This is a genomic window from Ramlibacter sp. PS4R-6 (genome assembly GCF_037572775.1).
Lineage (GTDB): Bacteria > Pseudomonadota > Gammaproteobacteria > Burkholderiales > Burkholderiaceae_C > Ramlibacter.
Genome location: NZ_JBBHKA010000001.1, coordinates 2,083,068 through 2,107,983, shown reverse-complemented (window position 1 = coordinate 2,107,983; position 24,916 = coordinate 2,083,068). Strand labels below are relative to the sequence as shown.

Here is a 24,916-nt window from a genome sequence, read left to right as displayed (position 1 = left end):
ACAAGCCATGGACCCGAAAGGAAAGATCGCCATCGTGACCGGCGCCGGCTCGGGCCTGGGCCGCGCGACATGCGACGAACTGAAGGCAGCGGGCGCCACCGTGTTCGCGTTCGAGCGCGACGAAAGCCGCCTGGACTCGCTGCGCGAGGCAGGCATCGAGGCATTGCACGTGGACGTCGCGTCCGAAGCGTCGGTGCGCGATGCCGTGGCGCACGTCACGTCGCGTGCGGGTGCGCTGCACGTCGCGGTGAACTGCGCGGGCATCCTGCGCGCGGCCAAGACGATCGCCCGCGGTGAGGTGTTTCCGCTGAAGGACTGGGACGACAGCATCGCCGTCAACCTGACGGGCACGTTCAACGTCGTGCGCTTCGCGGCGCTCGCGATGAGCGCCAACAACCCCGACGCAGACACGGGCGAGCGCGGCGTGATCGTGAACGTGGCATCGGGTGCGGCGACGCAGGGCCAGGTGGGCCAGGCGGCCTACAGCGCCAGCAAGGCCGGCGTCATGGGCATGACCCTCCCCCTCGCGCGCGACCTGGCGGAGCATGCGATCCGCGTCGTCGCGATCGCGCCCGGCCTGTTCGACACGGCCATGGTGGCCGGCATGACGGACAAGGTGCGCGACGCGATCATCGACAGGATGGTGCTCTACCCGAAGCGGCGTGGGCGGCCCGGGGAATTCGCGCGGCTGGTGCGCCACGTCGTCGAGAACGAATACATCAACGCGACCATGCTGGACATCGACGCCGGGGTGAGGACGACGCCGCGATGACGCCCGCGGCCGGCGAGTTCGCCGTGCAGGCGCACGAGCGCATCGTGTTCGGAAGCCCCGCCGGCGACGCCGTGCTGCGCGAGGCGCAACGCCTTGGCGCGCGGCGTGTTTTCGTCGTCACCAACCGGTCGATCGCGAAGCTGGATCAAGGTCCGCTTCAACGGCTGGTGGATGCGCTCGGTCCGCTGCATGCCGGCACCTTCGCTGCCATGTCCGCGCACTCAAGCAGCGCGGATGTGGCGGGCGCGGCGCTGGCAGCCCGCGATGCCGGTGCGGACTTGCTGGTGGCCCTCGGTGGCGGCTCCGTCATCGACGGCACCAAGGCAGCGCAGTTGTGCCTGTGGCAAGGCCTGACCACGGCGGAGCAGGTCGCACGGTTGCCGGAAGGTGCGCAGGACGCCGTCGCGCCGGCGCCCGGGGCCATCCGCGCGATCGCCGTGCCGACGACGTTCTCCGGTGCGGAGTTCACCTGCACGGCCGCCGTCAACGACGAAGCGACACGCACCAAGCATGTCGTCTCGCACCGGCTCCTGGCGCCCCGCTCGGTCGTGCTGGACCCGGCGGCGACGCTGGAAACGCCGATGGGCCTGTTGCTCGCCACGGGCCTGCGGGCGGTCGACCATGCGGTCGAATCCTTCTGCTCGCCCACTGCCCATGCCGCGACGGAGGCGCTGTCGATCCAGGGACTGAAACTCCTGGCGCGAGCGCTGCCCGCGATCGCGAAGAACCCGCTGGACCTCGCGGCGCGCCACATCGGCCAGATGGGCGTGTGGCAGTCGGTCGCCCCGGTCGCCGCCGGCGTGGGTGTGGGCGCGAGCCACGGCATCGGCTACGTGCTCGGCGGGACCTACGGCGTTCCGCACGGGGAAACCTCCTGCGTGCTGCTGCCCGCCGTCCTGCGCTTCAACGCACCGGTGAATGAATCGCGGCAGCGCGAGCTCGCGCAAGCGGTGGGGGCGCCGGGGGATGACCTGCCCGGCTTCATCGCGAACCTGGTCACGAGCCTCGGCCTGCCGGGCAACCTGCGCGCCGCCGGGATCGCGCGGGCGGACCTCGATGACATCGCGGCCCGCGCCCTCGCCTATCCGGCGGTGCTCGCCAACCCGCGCGCCATCCGTTCGGCGGCCGACGTGCGCCGCATCCTGGAGGCCGCATGGTGACCGGCGCCATGCGCGTCCTCTCCCTGCAGGAGGCGCGCGCGCTCGAAGCCAACGAATGGTTCGGCCTGCTCGGCGACGAGGTGAAGGCCGACCTGCTGCAACACAGCGCCGTGCTGCGCCTGCCGGCCGGCCGCACGGTTTCGTCGCAAGGCAGCGTGCCCGAAGTGTGGTGCGCGGTGGCTGCAGGGGCCGTCCAGGTGTGCACCCGCAGCGACGCCGGCGCCGAAGTGGTGCTCGACCTGCTCGAGCCCGGCCAATGGTTCGGGGACGTGCCGTTGCTGTCGCAGCGCCGCCTGCCGTATTCCGTGCGCACCTGGCAGCCGTCGACGTTGCTGCTCATGCGGCGCAACGCCTTGCTGCAGGTGTGCGCCAGGCATCCGTCGCTGCCGCCGGCACTGGCCGAGCTCAACTGGGAGCTGGCGCAGCGCATCGGCCAGCGGGCATGCGACCAGGTGGAAACGTCCACCCTCCAGCGGACCTTCGGCAGCCTGCGCGCACTGGGCCAGAGGTTCGGAACGCGCGTGGCCGATGGCGTGCGCATCGAAATGCCGCTGACGCAATCCGAACTGGCGCGCCTGGCGGGCTCGAGCAGGCAGCGCGTCAACGAAGCCCTGGCGCAGTTGCAGCTGCAAGGGCGCATCCGTCGCGGGCCGGGTTACATTGACCTTCCGCAGCCGAGGTAGGCGCCACTGCACAGCGCCCGCCGCCGGCACGAATGCCGGAAATCGGTTACCATTCGTTCGCCGACGTTCCACAAGAGTCTGCATCTCCAGGTTTTCTCTTCACCTGCTCCCTTTCACGGCGAGCCGTAGTCGAATCTCCCACCGATGGTTCTTGGCGTTTGCACTGCGCGGCACGTTGTCGCGCGGGAAACTTCACATCGAAAGATCGACATGACCGACAACAACAACAGCCAGACCGGCACCGTGAAATGGTTCAACGAGGGCAAGGGCTACGGCTTCATCACGCCCGATGGCGGCGGCAAGGACCTGTTCGCGCATTTCCGCGAGATCCAGGGCGCCCAGGGCTTCAAGACGCTCGCCGAGAACGCGCGCGTGCAGTTCGAGGTGACGCAGGGCGCCAAGGGCCCGCAGGCCTCCAACATCCGAACGATCGCCTGACATCAGCGCCGTTCATTCCCCCGCGGCGCAGCCGATGCGCCCGCTCACCATCGGCAAGTACCTCGTCTCTCCCCTGGTCAAGGCGCTCGACAACGGCTGGTTCGCCAGCTCCGTTTCGATCCGCTCGGGCTCGGGGTCGGCGACGACGGACCGGGTCCTGCGCCTGACGCGCATGTTCCAGAACCCCAAGGCGGCGGCGCACTACGCGCACGCCGAGGGGCTGCGCTGGATCGGCGACATGCACGGGCCCGCCCTCGGCGCAACCTGAGCCGGGCATGACCGAGCCCCTGCTGCTGACGGCCACGCGCGTTTCGACGTTCCGCGGCCGGCAGTCGCTCACGGCGGCCACGGCGTTCTTCTTCGCGCGCGGCGAACGGCTCTTCGCCGTCACCAGCCGCCACGTGCTGCACGACGAGGTGACGGGGCATTTCCCGGACCGCATCGAGCTCGTGCTGCATACCGACGAGACCAACCTCACGCGCAGGGTGGTGTTCTCGATCCTGCTGTACCGCGATGGCAGCGCCATTTGGCGGCAGGGCCGCGACTCCGCCGGGCCCGTGGACATCGCCGTCATCGAAATCGATCGCGCGAACCTGCCGCAAGGCGTGGTCCTGCGCGCGTTCGAGCCGCGGCACATCCAGGCGCCCACGCCCGAGGTCGAGGTGGGCGCATCGTTGCGCGTGGTCGGCTTCCCGCTGGGGTTCTACGACACGCTGCACCACCTCCCCGTGGTGCGGCACGCGATCATCGCGTCGGCGTTCGGCGTGCGCTTCCAGGGGCAGGGCTACTTCCTGACCGACGGGCGCATGCACCGCGGCTCCAGCGGCGCGCCGGTGGTGATGCGCTGTGAAGGCGACGAGGCCGAGATGCCCTGGCGCCTGCTCGGCGTTCACGCGGCGCGGCTCGACATGGGCGACCGCGACCTCGTGCGCGACGAGACGCTGGGCCTCAATTGCACGTGGTATGCGGACATCCTGATGGCCCTGACCGACGACGGCGCGCCGCTCAGCGAAGCCGAGATGGGCCCCAGGCCCGGCCCGCAGCGGGTGGCCGCGAAGCCCGCCTGAATGAGAGGAGCCCCTCGCGAGGGGCTCTTTCTTTGGGGGTCAGCGGCGGTACTGCTGCTGCGGCGGCCGCGGGGCGTCCGACCGGCGCTCGGGCAGGTGGCGGAACATGATGCGGCCCTTGCTCAGGTCGTAGGGCGAGAGCTCCAGCGTCACGTCGTCGCCGGCGATGATGCGGATGCGGTGCTTCTTCATCTTGCCGCCGGTGTAGGCGACGAGTTCGTGCCCGTTGCTGAGCACCACGCGGTAGCGCGAATCCGGCAGCATTTCCGCGACCGTTCCTCGCATTTCGATCAATTCTTCCTTGGCCATTCGATTCTCCTGGCGCGCAAGGGCGCGCGGTTCGTGTACCCCGCCCCACCGGCGAGGTGTGAAAGTGAAGGGTGCGCGGTGCGAAAGCTGGACCTGTGCGCCACCGCGAAGTGGGTCGTCGGCTAGGGCACTAGGGAGCCGACCAGGAAACCCCCCAATGATACGCGGAAGGCGAAGGCCGTGCCGCGCTAGTGGAAATCGCGGCTGTTGGTGCGCGACTGGGTGCCCAGACGGCCGAGCAGCGGCGTGAGGTCTTCCATCGTCTCGGCCACCAGGTGGCAGACGTTGCCGCCGCTTTCCACGTCGCGCTGCCAGGTGCCGCTCACCGCGAGCAGCTTCGACCTCAGCAGCGCATCGCGCTGCGATTCGCGCACCGACTTCCACACGATCACGTTCACCTGGCCCGTCTCGTCCTCGAGCGTGACGAAGATCGTGCCGTTGGCCGTCTGCGGCTGCTGGCGCACGGTGACGATCCCGCACGCCGACACCTGCCGCCCGTTGGGCAGCCGCGCCAGCTGCTCGGCATTGAGGAGCTTGCGCCGCGCGAGCCGGGGCCGCAGCAGGGCCAGCGGGTGCCGGCGCAGCGTGAAGCCGAGCGAGGCGTAGTCGAAGGCGATCTCCTCGCCCTCCTTCGCGGCGGGCAATGCGATGGGCGCCTCGTTCACCGGCGCGCCGCGCAGCAGCTCCGGCGGCTTGGCCTGCGCGGAGGCTTCCCACACCTGCTGGCGGCGGTGGCCGGCGAGCGAGAGCAACGCGTCGGCAGCAGCGAGCGCCTTGAGGTCGCGCGCATCGAGCGCGGCGCGCAACGTGAGGTCCTCGACGTTGCGGAAGGGCTCGCTGCCGCGCGCACGCGCGATGCGCTTGCCGCCTTCTTCGCTCAGGCCGCCGACGTAGCGCAGGCCCAGGCGCACGGCGGGACGCGCAGCGAAATCGGAATCCGGCGCCAATTGGCAGTCCCAGTCGCTGTGCGAGACGTCGGCGGGGAGGACGGCCACGCCGTGGCGCTTGCCGTCCTGGATCAATTGCGAGGGCGAGTAGAAGCCCATGGGCTGCGAGTTGAGCATCGCGGCGAGGAAGGCCTCGGGTTCGTGGCATTTGAGCCAGCTGCTCTTGTACGCGATCAGCGCGAAGCTGTAGGCGTGGCTTTCGGGGAAGCCGTATTCGCCGAAGCCCTGGATCTGCTTGAAGATGCGCTCGGCGAAATCGGTGCGGTAGCCCTTGGCGCGCATGCCCTCGACGACGCGCTCGTGGAACTTGCCGACGCCGCCCTTGCGCTTCCACGCGGCCATCGCGCGGCGCAGCGAGTCGGCTTCGGCCGCCGTGAAGCCGGCGGCGATCATCGCGATCTGCATCACCTGCTCCTGGAAGATGGGCACGCCCAGCGTGCGGCCCAGCGCCTCGACGAGCTCGGGCTTTTCGTATTCGACCTTCTCGCCGCGCGCCACCTTCTCGCGTGCCTTCAGGTACGGGTGCACCATGCCGCCGGAGATGGGGCCGGGCCGCACGATCGCCACCTGCACGACGAGGTCGTAGAACTCCCTGGGCTTCAGGCGCGGCAGCATCGACATCTGCGCGCGGCTTTCGATCTGGAAGGTGCCGATGGTGTCGGCGCGGCGGATCATCTCGTACGTCGGCTCGTCGCCGTTGGGGATGTCGTAGATGGTGAACGGCGTGCCGCGCCGCTGCGAGACGAAAGCCAGGCAGCGCCGCACGGCGGTGAGCATGCCCAGCGCCAGCACGTCCACCTTCATCAGGCCCATGTCCTCCAGGTCGTCCTTGTCCCACTGGATGACGGAGCGGTCCTTCATGCTGGCGTTTTCCACCGGCACCAGGCGCGTGAGCTTCGTCTGCGTCAGCACGAAGCCGCCGACGTGCTGGGACAGGTGGCGCGGGAAACCCATGAGGTCCCACGTGATCTCCATCCATTGGCGCGCGAGGTGCGCGGTGATGGGCGTGCCCGTGAGCTGCGCCAGCTCCTCGAGGCGCTGCACCGCGAGCTTCTCCTCGAACCAGTGGTGGTCCTTGGCGAAGGCGTCGACCAGTTTCTCGGGCACGCCCAGCGCCTTGCCCACGTCGCGGATCGCGCTGCGCGTGCGGTAGGTGATGACCACCGCCGCGATGGCGGCGCGCTCCCGCCCGTATTTCCTGTAGATGTACTGGATGACGTCCTCGCGCCGCTCGTGCTCGAAGTCGACGTCGATGTCGGGCGGCTCGTTCCTGCGGTCGACGCTGATGAAGCGCTCCAGCAGCGGCTGCGAATCCATCGGGTCCATCGCCGTGATGCCGAGGCAGTAGCACACCACCGAGTTGGCCGCCGAGCCGCGGCCCTGGCACAGGATGCCCTGGCTCCTGGCGTAGCGCACGATGTCGTGCACGGTCAGGAAGAACATCTCGTAGCCGCACTCGGCGATGAGGGCCAGCTCCTTCTCGACGAGCCGCCGCACCTTGCCGGGGATCTCCCGCGGCCAGCGTTCGCGCGCGCCGTCGTACGCCATCTGCCGCAGCGCCTGCGTGGGCGTGAGGCCCGGCGGCACGGTTTCGAGCGGGTAGTTGTACTTGATGGTCTCGATGTCGAAGGCCTCGCACCTGGCCTTCACTTCCAGCGTGGCCGCGAGCAGGTCTTCCGGGTACGTCTCCGCCAGGCGCTTGCGCTGGCGCAGGTGGCGCTCGGCATTGGCCTGCAATCCCGTGCCGCATTCGGCCACGGTGCGGCCCAGGCGCACGGCGGTCATCACGTCCTGCAGCGGCTTGCGCGAGCGCACGTGCATGTGCACGTCGCCCGCGCCCACCAGCCGCACGTGCGCCGCCGCGCCGGCTTCGCGCATCTGCGCGAGCCACAGGTCGTCGTCGAGCAGCGAAGGCAGCTCCACGGCCAGCCACAGGGCCGCGCCGAACCGCGCACGCAAGCTGCGCAGGCGCGCGGCGCAGGCTTCCATCGCGAAGCCTTCGCGCTTCGGCGCCAGCAGCACCTGGCAGCCTTGCAGCAGCGAGAAATCGCTCGTGTCCCACGACACGTTGTATTCGCCCTTCACGGCATCGCCCATGCGCGCGGCGGTGATGAACTCGCACAAGCCGCCCCAACCGTCCAGGCTGCACGCCAGCGCCACGAGGCGTGCATCGCCGAAGTCGAACTCGGCGCCGAAGAGCAGCGTGAAGTCGCGCAGGTAGCGCCGGCCCGAGCCCTCTTCGAGCTTGCGCACGTAGTCGCGGTACTCCTTCCACCCGCTCCACGCGCGCACCACGCCGGCCACCGAGCATTCGTCGGTGATGGCGAGCGCGTCGTAGCCCAGGTCGTACGCGCGCCGCACCAGCTCCTGCGGGTGCGAGGCCCCGCGCTGGAAGCTGAAGCTCGTGACGCAATGCAGCTCCGCGTATTTGGGCAGCGGGTCCGGGCCCTCGTGCAGCACCGGCGGGAGGTCGCGCTCCTCGTCCAGCGGCGCGGGCGGCGGCTTGACCGGTTGCTCAGGCATACAGGCCCTGCAGGTACCAGCGCGCGTCGCCTTCGCCCAGCGGTCGGTCGCGGTAGATCCACACCAGGCCGGCGTCCTTGCTGGTGGCGACGAAGTAGTCGCGGCAGGCCGGCCCGCCCTCCTCCCACCACGCCGTCTCCATGCGGTACAGGCGCGTCAGGCGGCGCAGCGGGCCGCCGTAGCAAGGCAGGTCGCCCTTCACCGGCAGCGGCAGGGGCTGCGGCAGCATCCACGTCGGGTAGAGCGCGTCGGCGTTCGCGCCTTCGTGGCCGTCCAGGCACTGGATGGCGTGCCGCGCGGGCACCCACGCCTGCATGTGCTCGGGCCGGTGGTCCGAATGCGGCTCGCACACCTGCACGCTGCCTTCGCCCAGGCGCACGCTCAGGCGCTCGACGAATTCGTGCAGCTTCTCGCCGGGCTTGTTGTCCTCGGGCAGGAGGCTGGCCGCGATGCCGCCCCAGGGCGTGGTCTCGAGGGTGCGGATGCGCAGGTGGTTCGCCGGCGCGGCCAGCTGCGCGCGGGAGAGGTGCTCGTTCACCAGCCGCCGCACGTGCGCCATGTCCTGCGTGGGCCGCGCGGTGCGCACCGCAAGCGTCTCCGTCGGCGGCAAGCGCTGGCCGTTCAGGCGGCGCAGGTCCAGCGTCCACTCCAGCTCGATCGCCAGCACGCCGCGGTTGCGCGCCTGCAGCCACAGCTGCATCTGCGAGAGCAGCCGCTGCGCGGCCCACATCAGTTCGGGCGCGCTGGTGGCGAGCGCCGCCAGTTCCACCTTCAGGTCGAAGCTCTCGGGCGCGGTGATCCACGCATGCGATTCGGGTGCGTCGCCGTACGCGCGGTCGAGCGCATCGACCAGCGCAGCGCCGAAGCGGCGCACGAGCCCGCCGCGCGGCAAGGCGCGCAGCTGCGCCCACGTGCGGCAACCCATGCGCTCGAGGATGGGAACGTGGGGCAAGGCGGCCGTGAGCGTGTCCAGCGGCAGGCCGTCGGGGACGGCTTCGGGTTTTTCTTCGCCACGCGCTTTCAAGCGCAGCAGGGCCAGCGCGACCTGCGCCGTGGGGCCCACGGCCCAGGGCGAAGGCGTCAGCGCCTCGCCGACATCGAGCAGGTGCTTGAGCAGCTTGCGCCGCCCGCCCCACAGCCGCTGCGTGGCCGACACTTCGAGCACGAGCGCTTCGTCCAGCCACGCCACGCGCGGCGTGAACTGGAGACACCGCCAGCCCCAGGCGGTGCGCTCGTCCTCATGCGATGGCGACAGTGCGATCCAGTACATGCGATCGGTCCCTGTTCGTGGTGGCGGTGCGCCCGCGCTTGCGCGACGCGAGCAGCTGCTGCAGGCGCGCGGGCTGCGCCGGTAATTCGATGGCGGATGCGAGCGGCGGGCCGCGGCGCTTGAGCAGGTGCACGCGCAGCTCCTCGCCCTCCTCGACCTCCAGGCGCACGCGGGCCGGCGACGACTCGTCGCGCGCCGCGAGCGTGCGGAAGACGAAGAGCAGCTTGCCCTGCTGCGCGGCCGCGAGGTGCAGGCGGCGCAGGTCCGCGGCGCGGCAGCGCGGCAGCCAGGCGAGCAGCGCGACGACGTCCGCGCAGCGCAGCGCCTGCTCGCTGGCCCACAAGGCGGCCTGCGCGTTCCTGGCCTGCACCTTCAGCAGCCGCTCGGTCGCCAGGCCCTGCGCTGCCAGCGCGGGGCCGAAAGGCAGGTGCGGCGGATCGACGAGGACCACCGGCCCGCCTTCGGCTTGCGTCGCTCGGGCCAGCGCAGGCAGCAGCAATTGCCAGGCATGCCGGCCGGGGCTGGCCTGCAGCACCTCCACCAGCGTGCCGCAGGGCCAGCCGCCGCCGGGCAGCTGCGCATCCAGCGCGGCATGGCCCGTGGCCAGCACACGGTCCACCGCCCGGGCCAGCTCCGGCGCCCGCCACACGTGCGGCAGGTTCTCGGGTGAAATGGGGGAAGGAGCGCGCAGCATACCTGATGATTTATACAGTATTTCCCGGCCCGCATGAAACCCCGCCTGCTGCATCCTGAAGATTTCGCCGGGTCTTCCGAAAAAGTGGCGCGCGAGCTCATCGGCGCCGTCCTCCTGGTAGACGGCGTGGGCGGGCGGATCGTGGAAACCGAGGCCTACGACCGGGCCGACCCGGCGTCGCACAGCTTCAGCGGCCCGACGGCGCGCAACGAGGCGATGTTCGGCCCGCCCGGGCGCGCCTATGTGTACCGCTCGTACGGCATCCACTGGTGCCTGAACTTCGTCTGCCGCGAGCAAGGCCACGGCGCGGGGGTGCTGATCCGCGCGATCGAGCCGCTCGAAGGCATCGACGAGATGCGCGAGCGCCGCGGCCTCGACGACCTGCGGCTGCTGTGCTCAGGCCCGGGACGCGTGGGCCAGGCGCTGGCGATCGAGCACGCCATGAACGGCTGCCGCCTGGACCGCGCGCCCTTTCGCGTGTTCGCGCGCGACGCGGACTACCCCATCGCCACCGGCCCGCGCATCGGCATCAGCAAGGCGATGGAACTGCACTGGCGCTTTGGTTTGAAAGGCTCGCCCTACCTGAGCAGGCGCTTCCCGGTGCCGGTCACTGCGGCAGCGGGCCGGCGCGCTTGATGGCGCCAGCGCCGACGATGGTCCGGCTCACCGCCGGGTCGCCGTAGTACGTCACGCCGCCCGAGCCGGCGATGGTGACGTCGAGCCGCGAACGCGCCGCCACCTGCACGGCGCCGGCGCCCGCGATGGTCACGTCGACGTCGTCGGCCACCAGGCGCGAGGCGGCGATGTCGCCCGAGCCGGCGATGGACGCCACGAAGCGGGTGGCGGTGCCGTCCACGCGCACGTTGCCGCTGCCGCTGATGTCGAGCCTGAGCTGCTTGGCCGACAGCGCGCCGGCCGTGATCGAGCCCGCGCCGGCGATGCCCAGCTCCTCGATGCGGCGCGCTTGCACGACGATGCGGATCGCCCTGGCTTCCAGCTGGAGGTTCCTGCGCACGGGCTTGATCTCGAGCGTGCCGCGCTTGACGCCGGTCTCGATGAGGGGCAGCAGGTTCTCGTCGGCCTCGATGGTCAGGGCCTCGGTGGCGCCGATGGTGACTTCCACCTTGGCCGGGATGCCCAGCGTGATGCCGCTGAAGCTGGAGACGACGCGCTCCTGCGTCCGCACCACGCCGTTGCCCGCGACGGTTTCGGCGGCGGCGGCGCCCGCCACCGAGAAGGCGGCGAGGAAGATCCAGAGGATGCGGCGTGAAATGGGTCGGGTCATGAAAAAACTCCTGGAAACGATGCGCGGATCGTAGGTTCCAGGAGCCGGTGCGTCCGCCGCGTTGCGACGGACTGCAGGAGCGTGCGACGGGCTGCGCCTCAGCGCTGTTCGGTCACGATGATTTCGTTGCCGCGCCGGATCACGGTGAGCGGCGGGTTGCGGTATTCGGTGATGACCGCGCCGGGCGCGCCCATCGTGCGCGTGTCCGGGCTTTTGGAGGCGACCGTGACGGACGGCACCACGGTCACTCCCGGTTCCATGGCCACCGCCTGCGCGGGGACCATCGCGATGTTCTCGCCGACCATGCGGTGCGGCAGGCGCAGCTCGCGCGCGGTCTTCTGGTCGGTGAGCAGCGGCGAGTTCGTGGCGGTGACGAAGCCGCCGTTGCCCATGGCGACGGAACTCACGACCGGACACGTGGGCGAATCGTCGAACACCATCTGGCCGCCCGGGAAGCGCACCGGCACGGTTTCGCTCAGCGGCCGGCTCATGTCGACGGGCGGCTTGTCGCCCTGCCACATGACGCGGTTGTTGCGGTCGTAGACCGTGTAGCAGGCCAGCGCCTGCAGCGAGGCCAGGCCCAGCAGCGGCACGAGGACGATGGGTTTCCAACGACGCATGGTGATCTCTCCCGCCGTGCGCATGCACGGCCTTTCGCCGCGATGATGAGCCGCGTGCCCCGGCCCGTTTTGCAGGCGCCTCGGCTGAAACACTGTCAGCCCGCATCGACACGCGGCATGCGAAAGCTAGACTCATCCATATGGGCCGACGGACCCTCCTCGCCATCGCAGCCTTCTTCGCCGCCTCGCACGCCGCGGCGCAGGACATTTCGCGTGGCGTGACCCTCAGCTTCCCGCGGGACGACGGGGAGGTGACGCTGTACCTGTGGGCCAGGGCGGGCGGCTACACCTTCGCGGCGGACCTGCGGCCGGCCGGCCAGGCGGAACCGCGCTCGCTGGCCGACCCCGCCGACATCGCGCCCGAAGAAGCCGCGGCCCTTGCGCGCGATGCCGGGGCGCGCGCGGCCACGCGTGTCCATGCGGAACTGGTCGCCTCCCTGCATGTCGAGCCCGCGAGCGTTGCCGTCGGGGCTCCGAGCATCCTCACGATGGCATTCGCCAGCGCCGGCGGAGCCACGCTCGTGCGTCCGTTGACGCTCCAACTCCCGCCGGGCGTGACCCTTGCCGCGCAGCCGGCGCTCGGCGGGACGTGCGCCGCGATGGTGCGCGCGGCGCCGGGCGGCAACCAGGTCACGCTGGAAAGGGGTAGCGTCATCCGCCGCGGGGGCTGCGACGTCTCCGCGCGCGTGGTGGCGCGCTCCGCGGGGGTGTTCCTGCTCACGCTCGCCGCCGGGAGCGTGCTGTCGGATGCGGGGACAAACTCGCAATTCGCGGGCGCGACGCTGAGCGCCGCGCCTTGAGCGCAGGCTAGTGCAGCTTGACGCCGGTCTTGGACTGCACGAAATCGCGCGTCACTTCGGGCGCGAGCTCCACGATCTTCAGGCCCTGCGGCGTCACGTCGAACACGCCCAGGTCGGTGATGATGCGGTCGACCACGCCCACGCCCGTGAGCGGCAGCGTGCACTTGGGCAGGATCTTCAGGTCCTCGGTGCCGTCCTTCTTCTTCGCGACGTGCTCCATCAGGACGATCACGCGCTTGACGCCCGCGACCAGGTCCATCGCGCCGCCCATGCCCTTGACCATCTTGCCGGGGATCATCCAGTTGGCGAGGTCGCCGTGTTCGCTGACCTGCATGGCGCCCAGGATCGACAGGTTGATCTTGCCGCCGCGGATCATCGCGAAGCTCTCGTGGCTGCCGAAGATCGAGCTGCCCTTGATCGTGGTCACCGTCTGCTTGCCGGCGTTGATCAGGTCGGCGTCGACTTCCGCCTCCGTCGGGAAGGGGCCGATGCCCAGCATGCCGTTCTCCGACTGCAGCCACACTTCCTTGTCGCCCGTGAAGTTGGCCACCAGCGTCGGGATGCCGATGCCGAGGTTCACGTAGAAGCCGTCTTCCAGTTCCTGCGCCGCGCGCGCGGCCATCTGGTCTTGGGTCCAGGGCATGTCGTCTCTCCTTAGGCGGTGCGCGTGGTGCGCTTCTCGATGCGCTTCTCGGGCTTCGCATTCAGCACGATGCGGTGCACGTAGATGCCGGGCAGGTGGATGTCGTCGGGCGCGAGCTCGCCCACTTCGACGACCTTCTCCACCTCGACGATGCAGACCTTGCCGGCCATCGCGCAGGCCGGGTTGAAGTTGCGCGCCGTCAGGTTGAAGCGCAGGTTGCCGCTCTTGTCGGCGACGTCGGCCTTCACCAGCGCGACGTCGGGCACGAGCGATCGCTCCATCACGTAGGTCTCGCCGTCGAACTCGCGCAGTTCCTTGCCTTCGGCGACCATCGTGCCCACACCCGTCTTCGTGAAGAAGGCCGGGATGCCGGCGCCGCCGGCACGCAGCTTTTCGGCCAGCGTGCCTTGCGGCGTGAACTCCAGCTCGAGCTCGCCCGCCAGGTACTGGCGCTCGAACTCCTTGTTCTCGCCCACGTACGAGCTGATCATCTTCTTGATCTGGCGCGTCTGCAGCAGCTTGCCCAGGCCGAAGTCGTCGACGCCGGCGTTGTTGGAGATGGCGGTGAGGTTCTTCTTGCCGCTTTCCTTCAGCGCCTCGATGAGTGCCTCGGGGATGCCGCACAGGCCGAAGCCGCCGACGGCGAGCAGCTGGCCGTCCTTCACGACGCCGTCGAGGGCGGCTGCTGCACTGGGATAGAGCTTGTTCACAGTGGTCTCCTGTTGCGCTCGTAAACCCGGAGGAATCGCCCCCGGAATGCCCGCTACGATACTACCTAATGCGCTACGTAGTTCTTCGTAAAGGCTAACCCGCGTGGAAGTGGACTACCGCCTGGCATTCAACCTGGCGCCGGTGGGATTGTGCGTCTCGCGCAACCGCGCCATCGTCGATTGCAACCAGCAGCTGTGCGACATGTTCGGATGGTCGCACGAGGCGCTGGTCGGCCAGTCGTTCCAGGTGCTCTACCCCAGCGCGGACGAGTACGAGCGGCTCGGCGCCCGCATGGCGCCGATCCTGAATGCGAAAGGCCACTACGCCGACGACCGCATCATGAAGCGCGCGAGCGGCGAGGTCTTCTGGTGCCACGTGACCGGCCACGCGCTCAACCGCGAGCAGCCGCACGAATCCGGCATCTGGGCCTTCGAGGACCTGAGCTCGCAGCGGCCCGTGAAGGCGGAGCTGACGGCGCGCGAGCGCGAGGTGGCCGCGCGATTGCTGGACGGCATGACCAGCAAGGAGATCGGCAAGACGCTGGCGATCAGCCACCGCACGGTGGAGATCTACCGCGCGCGGCTGATGCGCAAGTACAAGGCCAGCACCACGGCCGACCTCGTGCACAAATTGATGGCCGGCACGGCCTGAGGCCGGCTAACCGACCGTGGCTTCGCTGATCCAGATGACGGGCCGCGTGTTCGTGTAGTTGGGGATGTCGGCCATGATCTCCTGCACGTGCGGGCCCAGGGCGCCCTGCAGGGCCTCGACGGAGGCGCAGTAGATGCTGCAGCCGGCGATGTACGGCGAAGCGGCACCGGGCTCGCCGCCGGCCAGCCCCGTGTCGATCGTGTAGCGCTGGCAGGCTGCGCCGAGGCGGGCCGCAACCATCGGCATGTGCTTGTCGCGGTAGTACGCATGGTCGAAGCGCGCGCCTTGCTGCGCGGGATACAGCACGTTGAACTTGATCACGTCCATCTCCTTCGTGTGGATGCGCCAGCATAGGCACACGTTAAAGTCGCGTCCTGATCGGCGCCTGAATTGTTGTGAAGAGTCCTGAGCGGGCGCCCCTGCAGGAAGATGTGTTGAACGACCGGCTTGCTTTCGGCTCCTTCGAACTCGACTGCGCGCGACGGGTGCTCCTCCACGAGGGCAACCCTGTCGCGGCGGGATCCCGGGCCGTCGACGTCCTCTGCGAGCTGGCGCTCGCGCACGGGGAGCTGGTCTCCAAGGACACGCTGATGGAACGTGTCTGGCCCGGCACGGTCGTGACCGAAAACAGCTTGCAGGTGCACATCTCCGCATTGCGAAAGGCGTTCGCTGCACAGGGCGGCGATCGCGACTGGCTGCAAACCGTGCCGGGGCGCGGATACCGCTTCATCGCGCCGCTCCGGCCCCTCGCCGCGCCCACCCACCCGCCTGCGGCAGGCCCCGCCATCGACCGCGCAGTTCACTTCGTGCGTGCCAAGGATGGGGTCCACATCGCGGCGTCGGCCTCCGGTGAGGGCCCGGATGTGCTGCGCGCGGGCGTGTGGATGACGCACCTCGAGCACGAGTGGACGACGCACGTCTGGGGCCCGCTGAATACGCGGCTGTCGCAACAGGTGCGCCTGATCCGCTACGACCAGCGCGGAACGGGCCTGTCGGACAGGAAGGTTCCGCCGCTGGATTTCGAGACGTCGGTGAGCGACTTCGAGGAAGTCGCCCGGCGCTTCGCGAGCGGGCCCATCGCCCTCCTGGGCATCTCACAAGGCGCCGCGACGGCGATCGAGTTCGCGGTCCGGCACCCCAAGCGGGTGTCGTGCATGGTCCTCCTGGGCGGCTATGCGAGGGGATGGCGGCGCCGCGGGGAGCCCGAGACCGTGCAGCGCGGCGACGCGTTCCAGCTCCTCACCCTGCAGGGCTGGGGCAAGGTGAACCCGGCGTTTCGGCAGCTGTTCACCTCGCTCGGCTGGCCCGATGCTTCGCGGGCCGAAATGGATGCGATGAACGAGCTGCAGCGCGTGTCCGCGTCCGCCGAAATCGCCGCGCAGATCGTGGGGCTCACGGGCGGGCTGGATGTGTCGGACCGCCTGCGCCAGGTGCGGGTACCGACCCTGGTCATGCACAGCGAGCGCGACGCATGGGTCCCGGTGTCGCTGGGCCGGGAACTCGCGACCGGCATCGAGGGCGCGCGGTTCGTGGCGCTGGACAGCACGAGCCACGTCGTGCAGCCCAGCGAGCCCGCCTGGGAGACTTGCGTCGCGACCCTGCTCGCGTTCATCGCACAGCATGCGGGGCGCGGCCAGCAGGGCACGCGCAACTGAGTCCGGTGCCGCGCTCGTCAGCGCCCGGCAGCACCTGCCTCGATCACCTCGCTTGCGGTACGGAACGCATCCACGGCCGCCGGGAAGCCGCAATACACGCTGGCGTGCAGGAAGATCTCCTGCAGCTCTTCCGGCGTCACGCCGTTGTTGAGCGCGCCGCGCACGTGGATCTTCAGCTCGTGCATGCGGCCCAGCGCGACGAGCATCGAAACCGTCACGATGCTGCGCGTCTTCAGGTCGATGCCCTTGCGCTGCCAGGTGTTGCCCCAGGCGTTCTTCGTCACCAGCTCCTGCAGCGGCGCGTTGAAGGCCGTGGCCTTGTCCAGCGCGGCCTGCACGTAGTCGTTGCCCAGCACCTTGCGGCGCGTGGCCAGGCCCGCTTGCGTGACGGGGTCGTTCGAGAGTTCCATTGGCATGCTCCTTTTGCGTGCCGACAGGATAATCGCCGCATGAAGAACCGCTACCCGATGCCCGACATCCAGGACGTCCCGGAGGACATCCGCCAGCGCATCCTCGAGGTGCAGGACAAGGCCGGCTTCGTGCCGAATGTGTTCCTGGCGTTCGCGCGCCGCCCGGCGGAGTGGCGCGCGTTCTTCGCGTACCACGATGCGTTGATGACGCCGGAAGTGGTCGGGCGGGAAAGCGGCCTCACGAAGGGTGAGCGCGAGATGATCGTCACGACGACGAGCGCGGCCAACAACTGCCTGTACTGCGTGGTGGCGCACGGCGCGATCCTGCGCATCTACGAGAAGAAGCCGCTGGTCGCCGACCAGGTGGCGGTGAACTATCGCAAGGCCGACATCCCGCCGCGGCAGAAGGCCATGCTGGATTTCGCGATGAAGGTGTGCCTGCGCTCGCACGAGATCGACGAGGCCGACTTCGCGCCGCTGCACGCGCACGGCTTCTCGGACGAGGACATCTGGGACATCGCCGCGATCACGGCCTTCTTCGGCCTGTCCAATCGCATGGCCAGCTTCTCGAACATGATGCCCAACCCGGAGTTCTACCTGATGGGCCGGGTGCCTAAGGAGAAGAAATGATCGCGCGGATGCGCTCGGGCAGCGGCACCGACTTCTGCTTCGTGTAGTCGGCCCATACGATCGTCGCGCCGCCGCTGGCGTAGACCGCATCGGGCTCTTCCACCTTCGTCATCGTCGTCCAGCTCTCGAAGCTGGTTCGGCCCGGGTCACTGACGTACAGGCGCGCGAGGATGTCGGCGGGGTATTCGAACTGCCGGTGGAAGGTGCAGAAGGCGTTGATGATCACGAGCCCTTCCACCGTCTGCGGGCCCAGGGTTTCGCCCAGCGACCGCATCCACTCGAGCCGGATCACTTCCATGAAGCGGAAGTAGTTGGTGTTGTTCACATGGCCCATCGCGTCCATGTCGCCCCAGCGGATGGGGAGGGTCATCTCGAAGACGAGCTTCTTCTTGTCCGGCAGCTCGAACTTCATCAGATGCCGAAGCCGTCGTCGGCGGCGATCACCGAGCCGTTGACGAAGTGGCTCTCGCTGCTGGCCAGCAGCACCAGCAGCGCATCGAGGTCCTCGGGCTTGCCGATGCGCTTGCGCGGCAGCATGTCCACCAGCTTCTGGCCCTGCGGGGTCTGCCAGTGGTGGTGGTTGATCTCGGTGTCGATGTAGCCGGGGCAGATCGCGTTGACGTTGATCTCGAAGCGCCCCCACTCCAGCGCCATGGCCTTGGTCATCTGCACCACCGCTGCTTTGCTCATGGCATAGGCGCCGATCTGGGGCAGCGGGCGCAGGCCGGCCATGGACGCGATGTTGATGATGCGCCCGCCGGTGTAGGTGCCGGGCGCGGCGCCCTTGGCACGCGCGATCATGCGCTTGCCCACTTCCTGCGCGACGAAGAAGGCGCCCTTGACGTTCACGTCGAAGATGTAGTCGTAGTCGTCCTCGGTTACGTCCTGCAGGCGCTGCGTGGTGCTCACGCCCGAGTTGTTCACCAGGATGTCGATGGAGCCGACTTCGGTCTCCGCGTGCGCGACGGCGGAGCGGATGCTGTCCATGTCGGTGACGTCCAGCGCCACGACGTGCGCATCGCCGCCCTCGCCTTCGATCCTCGCGCGCAGCTCCTTGAGCTTCTCGACGCGGCGCGCGGCGAGCACGACGGCCGCCCCCGCTCCCGCCAGCGTGCGCGCGAACTGCGCGCCCAGGCCGCTCGATGCGCCGGTCACCAAGGCGACGCGGCCCGACAAATCGATGCTGTAGCTCACGAGAGTCTCCTGCCTAAAATGCCGCGTCCATTATCGGCAAGAATCCAACGATGACGCACGAAGAAATCCTGGCGCAGTACGGACCCCGCGAAGCGATGGAATACGACGTGGTCGTCGTCGGCGGCGGCCCCGCCGGCCTCGCCACCGCCATCCGCCTCAAGCAGCTCGCCGCCGAGCGCGGCACGGACGTCTCCGTCGTCGTGCTCGAAAAGGGCTCCGAGCCCGGCGCGCACATCCTGTCGGGCGCCGTGATGGACCCGCGCGCGCTCACCGAGCTCATCCCTGACTGGAAAGCCAAGGGCGCGCCGCTGAACCAGCCCGTCACCGACGACGCGATGGTGTTCCTTTCGGAGAACGGCTCGTTTCGCGTGCCCAACTTCGCGCTTCCGGGCATCTTCCAGAACCATGGCAACTACATCGTGAGCCTGGGCAACGTGGTGCGCTGGCTGGCGCAGCAGGCGGAAGGCCTGGGCGTCGAGATCTTCCCGGGCTTTCCCGCGGCCGAAGTGCTCTACGACGAGAAAGGCGCGGTCAAGGGCGTCGCCACCGGCAACATGGGCGTGGGCAAGGACGGCGAGCCCACCGGGAACTTCCAGCTGGGCATGGAGCTGCACGGCAAGTACACGGTGTTCGCCGAAGGCTGCCGCGGCCACCTGGGCCGCCACCTCATCTCGAAGTTCAAGCTGGACGAAGGCCGCGACCCGCAGGCCTACGGCATCGGCGTCAAGGAGCTGTGGGAGATCGACCCCAAGAAGCACGAGCCGGGCCTCGTGCTGCACACCGCGGGCTGGCCCTTGCCCACCGACACCTACGGGGGCGCTTTCCTGTACCACATGGAGGGCAACCTGGTCACGCTGGGCTTCATCACGGGCCTCGACTATTCCAATCCGTACCTGAGCCCCTTCGAGGAGATGCAGCGCTGGAAGACCCATCGCAACATCCGCTGGTACCTGGAAGGCGGCAAGCGCGTGTCGTACGGCGCGCGAGCCATCACGGCAGGCGGCATCCTGTCGCTGCCCAAGCAGGTCTTCCCCGGCGGCGCGCTGGTGGGCGACGACGCCGGCTACCTCAACGCGGCCCGCATCAAAGGCAGCCACGCGGCGATCAAGAGCGGCATGCTCGCGGCGGAGGCAGCCTATGACGCGGTCACGTCGGGCCGCCAGCGCGACGAGCTCAAGGCCTATCCCGAAGCGTTCGAGCGCTCGTGGCTGCACGACGAGCTCAACCGCTCGCGCAACTTCAAGGCCTGGTTCAAGAAGGGCCTGTGGCCCGCGACGATCATGAACGGCATCGAGCACAAACTGCTGCGCGGGCACGTGCCGTGGACGCTGCGCCGCGACAGGCCCGACCACGCGTACCTGAAGCCCGCGTCCGAGTGCAAGCCGATCGCGTATGCCAAACCCGACGGCAAGCTCACCTTCGACCGGCTGTCGTCGGTGTTCATCTCCAACACCAACCATGCGGAAGACCAGCCCGCGCACCTCACGCTCAAGGACGCCGCGATCCCGACGCAGGTGAACCTGGCGAAGTACGCAGGCCCGGAGCAGCGCTACTGCCCCGCAGGCGTGTACGAATTCGTGCCGGCCGAAGGCGGCGGCGAGCGGCTGCAGATCAACGCGCAGAACTGCGTGCACTGCAAGACCTGCGACATCAAGGACCCGACGCAGAACATCGTGTGGGTCACGCCCGAAGGCGGCGGCGGGCCGAATTACGTGAACATGTGACGGGTTAGAATCCCGTTCGTCAGGAGAGAGCCGTGTGCAATCAGCACGGCCGCCGAAGGCGCAACAACGCTCAGGCAACGAGGACTGACAACCGCCCGCAAGGGCGGTCCCGGCTGGAGAGAGGTGCTCATCAGCACCCACCGAAGGAGCAAACCCGTAACGGGTGAATCTCTCAGGTAAAGCGGACAGCGGGGCAGCCCCATCGGCGTGTACGATGGATCGCCAGCCCTTGAGATGGAGAGCCGCTTGTCCGCAGCTAGCCCCGAAGAACAGCTCCTCAAGACGCCCCTGCATGCGCTGCATGTGGAACTCGGCGCGCGCATGGTCCCCTTTGCCGGCTACTCGATGCCGGTGCAATACCCCCAGGGCCTGATGGCCGAACACACGCAGACCCGCGAGTCGGCGGGCCTGTTCGACGTGTCGCACATGGGCCAGCTGCGGCTTGTGGGCAAGGATGCCGCCGCCGCCTTCGAATCGCTGATGCCGGTGGACGTGATCGGCCTGGCCGAGAACAAGCAGCGCTACGGCCTGCTCCTCACCGACGAGGGCACGATCATCGACGACCTGATGTTCGTCAACCGCGGCGACCACCTCTTCGCGATCGTCAACGGCGCCTGCAAAGCGGGCGACATCGCGCACATCCAGTCGCGCATCGGCAACCGCTGCGAGGTCATCCCCATGCCCGAGCGCGGCCTGCTCGCGCTGCAGGGGCCGAAGGCCGTGGATGCGCTCAAGCGCCTGGTGCCCGGCGTCGAGAAGCTCGTGTTCATGACGGGTGGCGCCTTCCCGTGGAACGGCACGGACCTGTACATCACCCGCAGCGGCTACACGGGCGAGGATGGCTTCGAAATCTCCGTGCACGAATCGAAGGCCGACGCGCTGGCCCGCGCCCTGCTCGCCCAGCCCGAGGTCAAGCCCATCGGCCTGGGCGCCCGCAACTCGCTGCGCCTGGAAGCGGGCCTGTGCCTGTACGGGAACGACATCGACACCACCACCACCCCGGTGGAAGCCCAGCTGAACTGGGCCATGCAGAAGGTTCGCCGCAAGGGCGGCGACCGCGCCGGCGGCTTCCCCGGGGCGGACAAGGTGCTCGGCCAGTTGGACGGCACCGCCCCGGTGCAACGCAAGCGGGTGGGGCTGGTGGCGCTGGAGCGCGTGCCCGTGCGGGACCACACCGAACTGCAGGACGAAAGCGGGCGGCGCATCGGCGAGGTGACCAGCGGACTGCTCGGTCCCACCATCGACAAGCCGGTTGCGATGGGCTACGTTGAAGCCTCGTGCGCGGCCCCGGGCACGCGCGTGAACGCCCTGGTGCGCGGCAAGGCCGTGCCGATGGAAGTTGCCCCCATGCCCTTCGTGCCGAACCGCTATCACCGCGGCTGACAAGAGCAAACACAGGAGAAAGCCAATGACCGTCAAGTACACCAAGGATCACGAGTGGATCCAGCTCGAGGACCACGAAGCCGCGGTCGTCGGCATCACGCTGCACGCGCAGGACGCGCTGGGCGACGTGGTGTTCGTCGACCTGCCCGAAGTCGGGCGCGTCTACAAGATGGGCGAGGCGGCGGGCGTGGTCGAGTCGGTGAAAGCCGCGGCCGACGTCAACATGCCGATCGCCGGTGAAGTGACCGAAGTGAACGAGGAACTGCGCTCCAACCCGTCGCTGGCCAACAGCGACCCCATGGGCAACGGCTGGTTCTTCAAGATCCTGATCCAGGACATGGCGCAGTTCGACGAGCTCATGGACGAGCCCGACTACGCCAAGTTCGTCAAGAATTCGCAATAAGAGAAGCGGCGGGCCCCGCGCCCGCCAGACGGAGTTTCGTTTCCATGCTGATGCCTTCCGCCCGCCCGCTCGGCGAGCTCGAGAACCCTTCCGAATTCATCCCGCGCCACATCGGCATCGAGGAGGCCGACGAGAAGCTGATGCTCTCGGCGATCGGCGAGGCTTCGCGCCGCGCGCTGATCGACAGCATCGTGCCGCGCTCGATCGCGCGCCGCGACGCCATGAAGCTGCCGCCCCCGGCGAGCGAGGCGCAGGCGCTGGCGGAGCTGAAGGCCATCGCCTCGAAGAACAGCGTCTACAAGAGCTTCATCGGCCAGGGCTACTACGGCACCTACACGCCGGGCGTGATCCTGCGCAACATCCTGGAGAACCCGGCCTGGTACACCGCCTACACGCCCTACCAGGCCGAGATCAGCCAGGGCCGCATGGAAGCGCTGGTGAACTTCCAGACCATGGTGTGCGACCTGACGGGCATGGCGATAGCGAATGCGTCCATGCTCGACGAGGCCACGGCCGCGGCGGAGGCGATGACGCTGGCCCGCCGCAGCGTACGCAGCAAGAGCAACCGCTTCATCGTCGCCGGCGACGCGCACCCGCAGACCATCGAGGTGATCCAGACACGCGCGAAGCCGCTGGACATCGAGGTGGTGCTCGCGAACTCCGCCGAAGAATGGGACAAGGCGCTTCAAGGCGAGTACTTCGCCGTGTTCGCGCAGTACCCGGCCACCAGCGGCCAGATCCACGACATGCGCGCCGACGTGCCCGTCGTGCACGGCAAGCAGGCCGCGTTCATCGTGGCTGCCGACCTGCTCGCGCTGACGCTCATCGTCCCGCCCGGTGAATGGGACGTGGACATCGTCTGCGGCACCACGCAGCGCTTCGGCATGCCCATGGGCGCCGGCGGCCCGCACGCGGCCTACCTCGCCTGCCGCGACGATTTCAAGCGCTCGCTGCCGGGCCGCCTGGTCGGCGTGAGCGTCGACGTGCACGGCAACCCGGCGTACCGCCTGGCGTTGCAGACGCGAGAGCAGCACATCCGCCGCGAGAAAGCCACGTCGAACATCTGCACGGCGCAGGTGCTGCCGGCGGTCATTGCGAGCATGTACGCCGTGTACCACGGACCGCAGGGCCTGAAGCGCATCGCGCAGCGTGTTGCCAGCTACACGGCGATCCTCGCCAAGGGCCTCGAACAACTGGGCTACGCGCCGCGCCTGCAGCACGGCGCCTTCGACACGATCTCGCTGCAGACCGGCGAGGAGACCAAGCAGCTCGTCGCGCGCGGGCATTCCCTGAAGGCCAACCTGCGCATCTCGTGGGAAGGCTTCATCAGCATCTCGCTGGACGAGACCACCACGCGCGCCGACCTCGAGCTGCTGTGGAAGATTTTCGCCAAGCCGAACCAGAAGCTGCCCGAAGTCGCGAAGTTCGAGAAAGGCGTCGATTCGCTGATCCCCGAGCAGCTGCGCCGCACCAGCGGCTTCCTTGCGCACCCGGTGTTCAACACGCACCACAGCGAGACGGGCATGCTGCGCTACATCCGGTCGCTGTCGGACAAGGACCTCGCGCTGGACCGCTCGATGATCCCGCTGGGCAGCTGCACGATGAAGCTCAATGCCACGAGCGAGATGATCCCGATCACCTGGCCCGAGTTCGCGCACGTGCACCCCTTCGCGCCGGCCGACCAGCTGCAAGGCTATGCCCAGCTCGATTCGCTGCTGCGCGAGTGGCTGTGCCAGGCCACGGGCTATGCGGGCATCAGCCTGCAGCCCAATGCCGGATCGCAAGGCGAATACGCGGGCCTGCTGGCGATCAAGGCCTTCCATGAATCGAAAGGCCAGGGCCACCGCAACGTGTGCCTGATCCCCTCCTCCGCGCACGGCACCAACCCGGCCAGCGCGCAGATGGTCGGCATGCACGTGGTCGTGACCGCGTGCGACGCCAACGGCAACGTCGACATGGCGGACCTGCGCGCCAAGTGCGAGCAGCACAAGGACGACCTGGCCTGCGTGATGATCACCTACCCCAGCACGCACGGCGTGTTCGAGATGCAGGTGAAGGAACTGTGCGAGATGGTGCACAAGCACGGCGGCCGCGTGTACGTCGATGGCGCGAACATGAACGCGCTGGTGGGCGTCGCGGCGCCGGGCGAATTCGGCGGCGACGTCAGCCACCTGAACCTGCACAAGACCTTCTGCATCCCGCACGGCGGCGGCGGGCCCGGCGTGGGCCCGGTGTGCGTCGTCGAGGACCTCGTGCCCTTCCTGCCCGGCCACGAAACGGGCGGCGTGAAGAGCCACGGCGTCGGCGCCGTGTCGGCCGCGCCGCTGGGCAATGCCGCGGTGCTTCCGATCAGCTGGATGTACTGCCGCATGATGGGCGCCGAGGGCCTGAAGCTGGCCACCGAGACCGCCATCCTCTCGGCCAACTACATCAGTGCGCGCCTGCGCGACCACTACCCCACGCTGTACGCCAGCGAAAACGGCCACGTGGCGCACGAGTGCATCCTGGACCTTCGCCCGCTCAAGGAGACGAGCGGCGTCACGGCCGAGGACGTCGCCAAGCGCCTGATCGACTACGGCTTCCACGCGCCCACGCTGTCGTTCCCCGTCGCGGGCACGCTGATGGTGGAGCCCACCGAAAGCGAAACGCTCGACGAGCTCGACCGCTTCATCGCCGCGATGATCGCCATCCGCGAGGAGATCCGGCGCGTGGAGCGCGGCGAATGGCCGCAGGGCGACAACCCGCTCAAGCACGCGCCGCACACCGCGGCCGCGCTGCTCAAGGGCGAGTGGAAGCACGCCTACCCGCGCGATGCGGGGGCCGCGGTGCTGGACGAGCGCCGCCATGCCAAGTACTGGCCGCCCATCGGCCGCGTGGACAACGTCTACGGCGACCGCAACCTGTTCTGCAGCTGCGTGCCGCTCGCGGCCTACGAAGACTAGGC

27 protein-coding genes and 2 riboswitches are annotated in these 24,916 nt (G+C 68.8%); of the genes, 15 read left to right on the top strand and 12 right to left on the bottom strand.

What is annotated here, in order from left to right; genetic code table 11:
- The first annotated feature begins 7 nt into the window (after positions 1–7).
- The 6 genes from WG903_RS10435 to WG903_RS10410 all read left to right on the top strand — a co-directional run bounded on the left by WG903_RS10435 (position 8) and on the right by WG903_RS10410 (position 4,120).
- Positions 8–772 carry an SDR family NAD(P)-dependent oxidoreductase gene (locus WG903_RS10435; protein WP_340074993.1) on the top strand — a complete coding sequence of 255 codons (765 nt, stop codon included), beginning with the start codon at positions 8–10 and terminating at the stop codon, positions 770–772.
- Positions 769–1,932 (top strand): iron-containing alcohol dehydrogenase, encoded by a 1,164-nt coding sequence (locus WG903_RS10430; protein WP_340074991.1) that lies wholly within the window; start codon positions 769–771, stop codon positions 1,930–1,932. Before WG903_RS10435 ends, WG903_RS10430 begins: the two co-directional genes overlap by 4 nt.
- Before the next feature lie 8 nt (positions 1,933–1,940).
- The gene (locus WG903_RS10425) at positions 1,941–2,615 is read left to right on the top strand and encodes a Crp/Fnr family transcriptional regulator (RefSeq protein WP_340074989.1); all 675 of its coding nucleotides are present in this window, start codon (positions 1,941–1,943) and stop codon (positions 2,613–2,615) included.
- Between the two features lie 210 nt (positions 2,616–2,825).
- Positions 2,826–3,053 carry a cold-shock protein gene (locus tag WG903_RS10420; protein WP_340074987.1) on the top strand — a complete coding sequence of 76 codons (228 nt, stop codon included), beginning with the start codon at positions 2,826–2,828 and terminating at the stop codon, positions 3,051–3,053.
- Between the two features lie 34 nt (positions 3,054–3,087).
- A complete protein-coding gene (locus tag WG903_RS10415) occupies positions 3,088–3,321 on the top strand; it encodes a hypothetical protein (RefSeq protein WP_340074985.1) in 234 nt (77 codons plus the stop codon).
- Positions 3,322–3,328: 7 nt separating this feature from the next.
- Positions 3,329–4,120: a S1 family peptidase gene (locus tag WG903_RS10410; protein WP_340074983.1), complete on the top strand. Its 792-nt coding sequence runs from the start codon at positions 3,329–3,331 to the stop codon at positions 4,118–4,120.
- Between the two features lie 39 nt (positions 4,121–4,159).
- Here the strand turns inward: WG903_RS10410 and infA are convergent, their stop codons facing one another.
- From infA to imuA, 4 genes are all read right to left on the bottom strand, one after another.
- Positions 4,160–4,429, bottom strand: coding sequence for a translation initiation factor IF-1 (infA, locus tag WG903_RS10405; protein ID WP_340074981.1), 270 nt, complete (start codon positions 4,427–4,429; stop codon positions 4,160–4,162).
- A 188-nt stretch (positions 4,430–4,617) separates the two neighbouring features.
- Positions 4,618–7,899, bottom strand: coding sequence for an error-prone DNA polymerase (locus tag WG903_RS10400; protein WP_340074979.1), 3,282 nt, complete (start codon positions 7,897–7,899; stop codon positions 4,618–4,620).
- Positions 7,892–9,169, bottom strand: a complete 1,278-nt coding sequence (locus WG903_RS10395) for a Y-family DNA polymerase (protein WP_340074977.1) — start codon at positions 9,167–9,169, stop codon at positions 7,892–7,894. The genes WG903_RS10400 and WG903_RS10395 overlap by 8 nt, the downstream gene beginning before the upstream one ends.
- Positions 9,138–9,863: a translesion DNA synthesis-associated protein ImuA gene (imuA, locus tag WG903_RS10390; protein WP_340074975.1), complete on the bottom strand. Its 726-nt coding sequence runs from the start codon at positions 9,861–9,863 to the stop codon at positions 9,138–9,140. The genes WG903_RS10395 and imuA overlap by 32 nt, the downstream gene beginning before the upstream one ends.
- 33 nt (positions 9,864–9,896) lie before the next feature.
- Between imuA and WG903_RS10385 the strand changes: the two genes are divergently transcribed.
- The gene (locus WG903_RS10385; RefSeq protein ID WP_340074973.1) at positions 9,897–10,499 is read left to right on the top strand and encodes a DNA-3-methyladenine glycosylase; all 603 of its coding nucleotides are present in this window, start codon (positions 9,897–9,899) and stop codon (positions 10,497–10,499) included.
- Here WG903_RS10385 and WG903_RS10380 read toward each other — a convergent pair.
- Positions 10,471–11,148: a head GIN domain-containing protein gene (locus WG903_RS10380; protein WP_340074971.1), complete on the bottom strand. Its 678-nt coding sequence runs from the start codon at positions 11,146–11,148 to the stop codon at positions 10,471–10,473. The two genes, WG903_RS10385 and WG903_RS10380, sit on opposite strands and share 29 nt — an antisense overlap.
- Positions 11,149–11,246: 98 nt before the next feature.
- A complete protein-coding gene (locus WG903_RS10375) occupies positions 11,247–11,768 on the bottom strand; it encodes a hypothetical protein (RefSeq protein WP_340074969.1) in 522 nt (173 codons plus the stop codon).
- A 140-nt stretch (positions 11,769–11,908) separates the two neighbouring features.
- Between WG903_RS10375 and WG903_RS10370 the strand changes: the two genes are divergently transcribed.
- On the top strand, positions 11,909–12,568 hold the full coding sequence (locus WG903_RS10370; protein ID WP_340074967.1) for a DUF7933 domain-containing protein: 660 nt from the start codon (positions 11,909–11,911) through the stop codon (positions 12,566–12,568).
- 7 nt (positions 12,569–12,575) lie between these two features.
- Here WG903_RS10370 and WG903_RS10365 read toward each other — a convergent pair whose 3' ends face one another.
- Together WG903_RS10365 and WG903_RS10360 are read right to left on the bottom strand one after the other, a co-directional pair.
- Positions 12,576–13,211 carry a 3-oxoacid CoA-transferase subunit B gene (locus WG903_RS10365; protein WP_340074965.1) on the bottom strand — a complete coding sequence of 212 codons (636 nt, stop codon included), beginning with the start codon at positions 13,209–13,211 and terminating at the stop codon, positions 12,576–12,578.
- Positions 13,212–13,222: 11 nt separating this feature from the next.
- Positions 13,223–13,921 (bottom strand): CoA transferase subunit A, encoded by a 699-nt coding sequence (locus tag WG903_RS10360; protein ID WP_340074963.1) that lies wholly within the window; start codon positions 13,919–13,921, stop codon positions 13,223–13,225.
- A gap of 103 nt (positions 13,922–14,024) precedes the next feature.
- On the opposite strand from WG903_RS10360, the gene WG903_RS10355 reads away from it, so the two are divergent.
- The gene (locus WG903_RS10355) at positions 14,025–14,573 is read left to right on the top strand and encodes a PAS and helix-turn-helix domain-containing protein (protein WP_340074961.1); all 549 of its coding nucleotides are present in this window, start codon (positions 14,025–14,027) and stop codon (positions 14,571–14,573) included.
- Between the two features lie 6 nt (positions 14,574–14,579).
- Here the strand turns inward: WG903_RS10355 and WG903_RS10350 are convergent, their stop codons facing one another.
- On the bottom strand, positions 14,580–14,894 hold the full coding sequence (locus tag WG903_RS10350; RefSeq protein ID WP_340074959.1) for an EthD family reductase: 315 nt from the start codon (positions 14,892–14,894) through the stop codon (positions 14,580–14,582).
- Positions 14,895–15,007: 113 nt separating this feature from the next.
- On the opposite strand from WG903_RS10350, the gene WG903_RS10345 reads away from it, so the two are divergent.
- A complete protein-coding gene (locus tag WG903_RS10345) occupies positions 15,008–16,228 on the top strand; it encodes an alpha/beta fold hydrolase (RefSeq protein ID WP_340074957.1) in 1,221 nt (406 codons plus the stop codon).
- A 17-nt stretch (positions 16,229–16,245) separates the two neighbouring features.
- On the opposite strand, the gene WG903_RS10340 is transcribed toward WG903_RS10345, so the two are convergent.
- Positions 16,246–16,638: a carboxymuconolactone decarboxylase family protein gene (locus tag WG903_RS10340; RefSeq protein WP_340074955.1), complete on the bottom strand. Its 393-nt coding sequence runs from the start codon at positions 16,636–16,638 to the stop codon at positions 16,246–16,248.
- Positions 16,639–16,677: 39 nt separating this feature from the next.
- On the opposite strand from WG903_RS10340, the gene WG903_RS10335 reads away from it, so the two are divergent.
- Entirely contained in the window at positions 16,678–17,268 is a 591-nt protein-coding gene (locus WG903_RS10335; protein WP_340074953.1) for a peroxidase-related enzyme, read from the top strand.
- Here the strand turns inward: WG903_RS10335 and WG903_RS10330 are convergent.
- Both WG903_RS10330 and WG903_RS10325 read right to left on the bottom strand, forming a co-directional pair.
- Positions 17,252–17,680 (bottom strand): acyl-CoA thioesterase, encoded by a 429-nt coding sequence (locus tag WG903_RS10330; RefSeq protein ID WP_340074951.1) that lies wholly within the window; start codon positions 17,678–17,680, stop codon positions 17,252–17,254. The genes WG903_RS10335 and WG903_RS10330 overlap by 17 nt on opposite strands.
- Complete coding sequence (locus WG903_RS10325) at positions 17,680–18,462, bottom strand: SDR family oxidoreductase (protein ID WP_340074949.1); 783 nt, start codon at positions 18,460–18,462, stop codon at positions 17,680–17,682. Before WG903_RS10325 ends, WG903_RS10330 begins: the two co-directional genes overlap by 1 nt.
- Positions 18,463–18,512: 50 nt before the next feature.
- On the opposite strand from WG903_RS10325, the gene WG903_RS10320 reads away from it, so the two are divergent.
- The 4 genes from WG903_RS10320 (at position 18,513) to gcvP (ending at position 24,914) form a co-directional block, all read left to right on the top strand.
- Positions 18,513–20,186, top strand: a complete 1,674-nt coding sequence (locus tag WG903_RS10320) for an electron transfer flavoprotein-ubiquinone oxidoreductase (RefSeq protein ID WP_340074947.1) — start codon at positions 18,513–18,515, stop codon at positions 20,184–20,186.
- 10 nt (positions 20,187–20,196) lie between these two features.
- A riboswitch (glycine riboswitch) is annotated at positions 20,197–20,283 on the top strand.
- A 6-nt stretch (positions 20,284–20,289) separates the two neighbouring features.
- Positions 20,290–20,385, top strand: a riboswitch (glycine riboswitch).
- Positions 20,386–20,420: 35 nt separating this feature from the next.
- Positions 20,421–21,569: a glycine cleavage system aminomethyltransferase GcvT gene (gene gcvT / locus WG903_RS10315; protein WP_340074945.1), complete on the top strand. Its 1,149-nt coding sequence runs from the start codon at positions 20,421–20,423 to the stop codon at positions 21,567–21,569.
- A gap of 25 nt (positions 21,570–21,594) precedes the next feature.
- Positions 21,595–21,972: a glycine cleavage system protein GcvH gene (gene gcvH / locus WG903_RS10310; protein WP_340074943.1), complete on the top strand. Its 378-nt coding sequence runs from the start codon at positions 21,595–21,597 to the stop codon at positions 21,970–21,972.
- A gap of 44 nt (positions 21,973–22,016) precedes the next feature.
- A complete protein-coding gene (gcvP, locus tag WG903_RS10305; protein WP_340074941.1) occupies positions 22,017–24,914 on the top strand; it encodes an aminomethyl-transferring glycine dehydrogenase in 2,898 nt (965 codons plus the stop codon).
- Positions 24,915–24,916 lie beyond the last annotated feature (2 nt).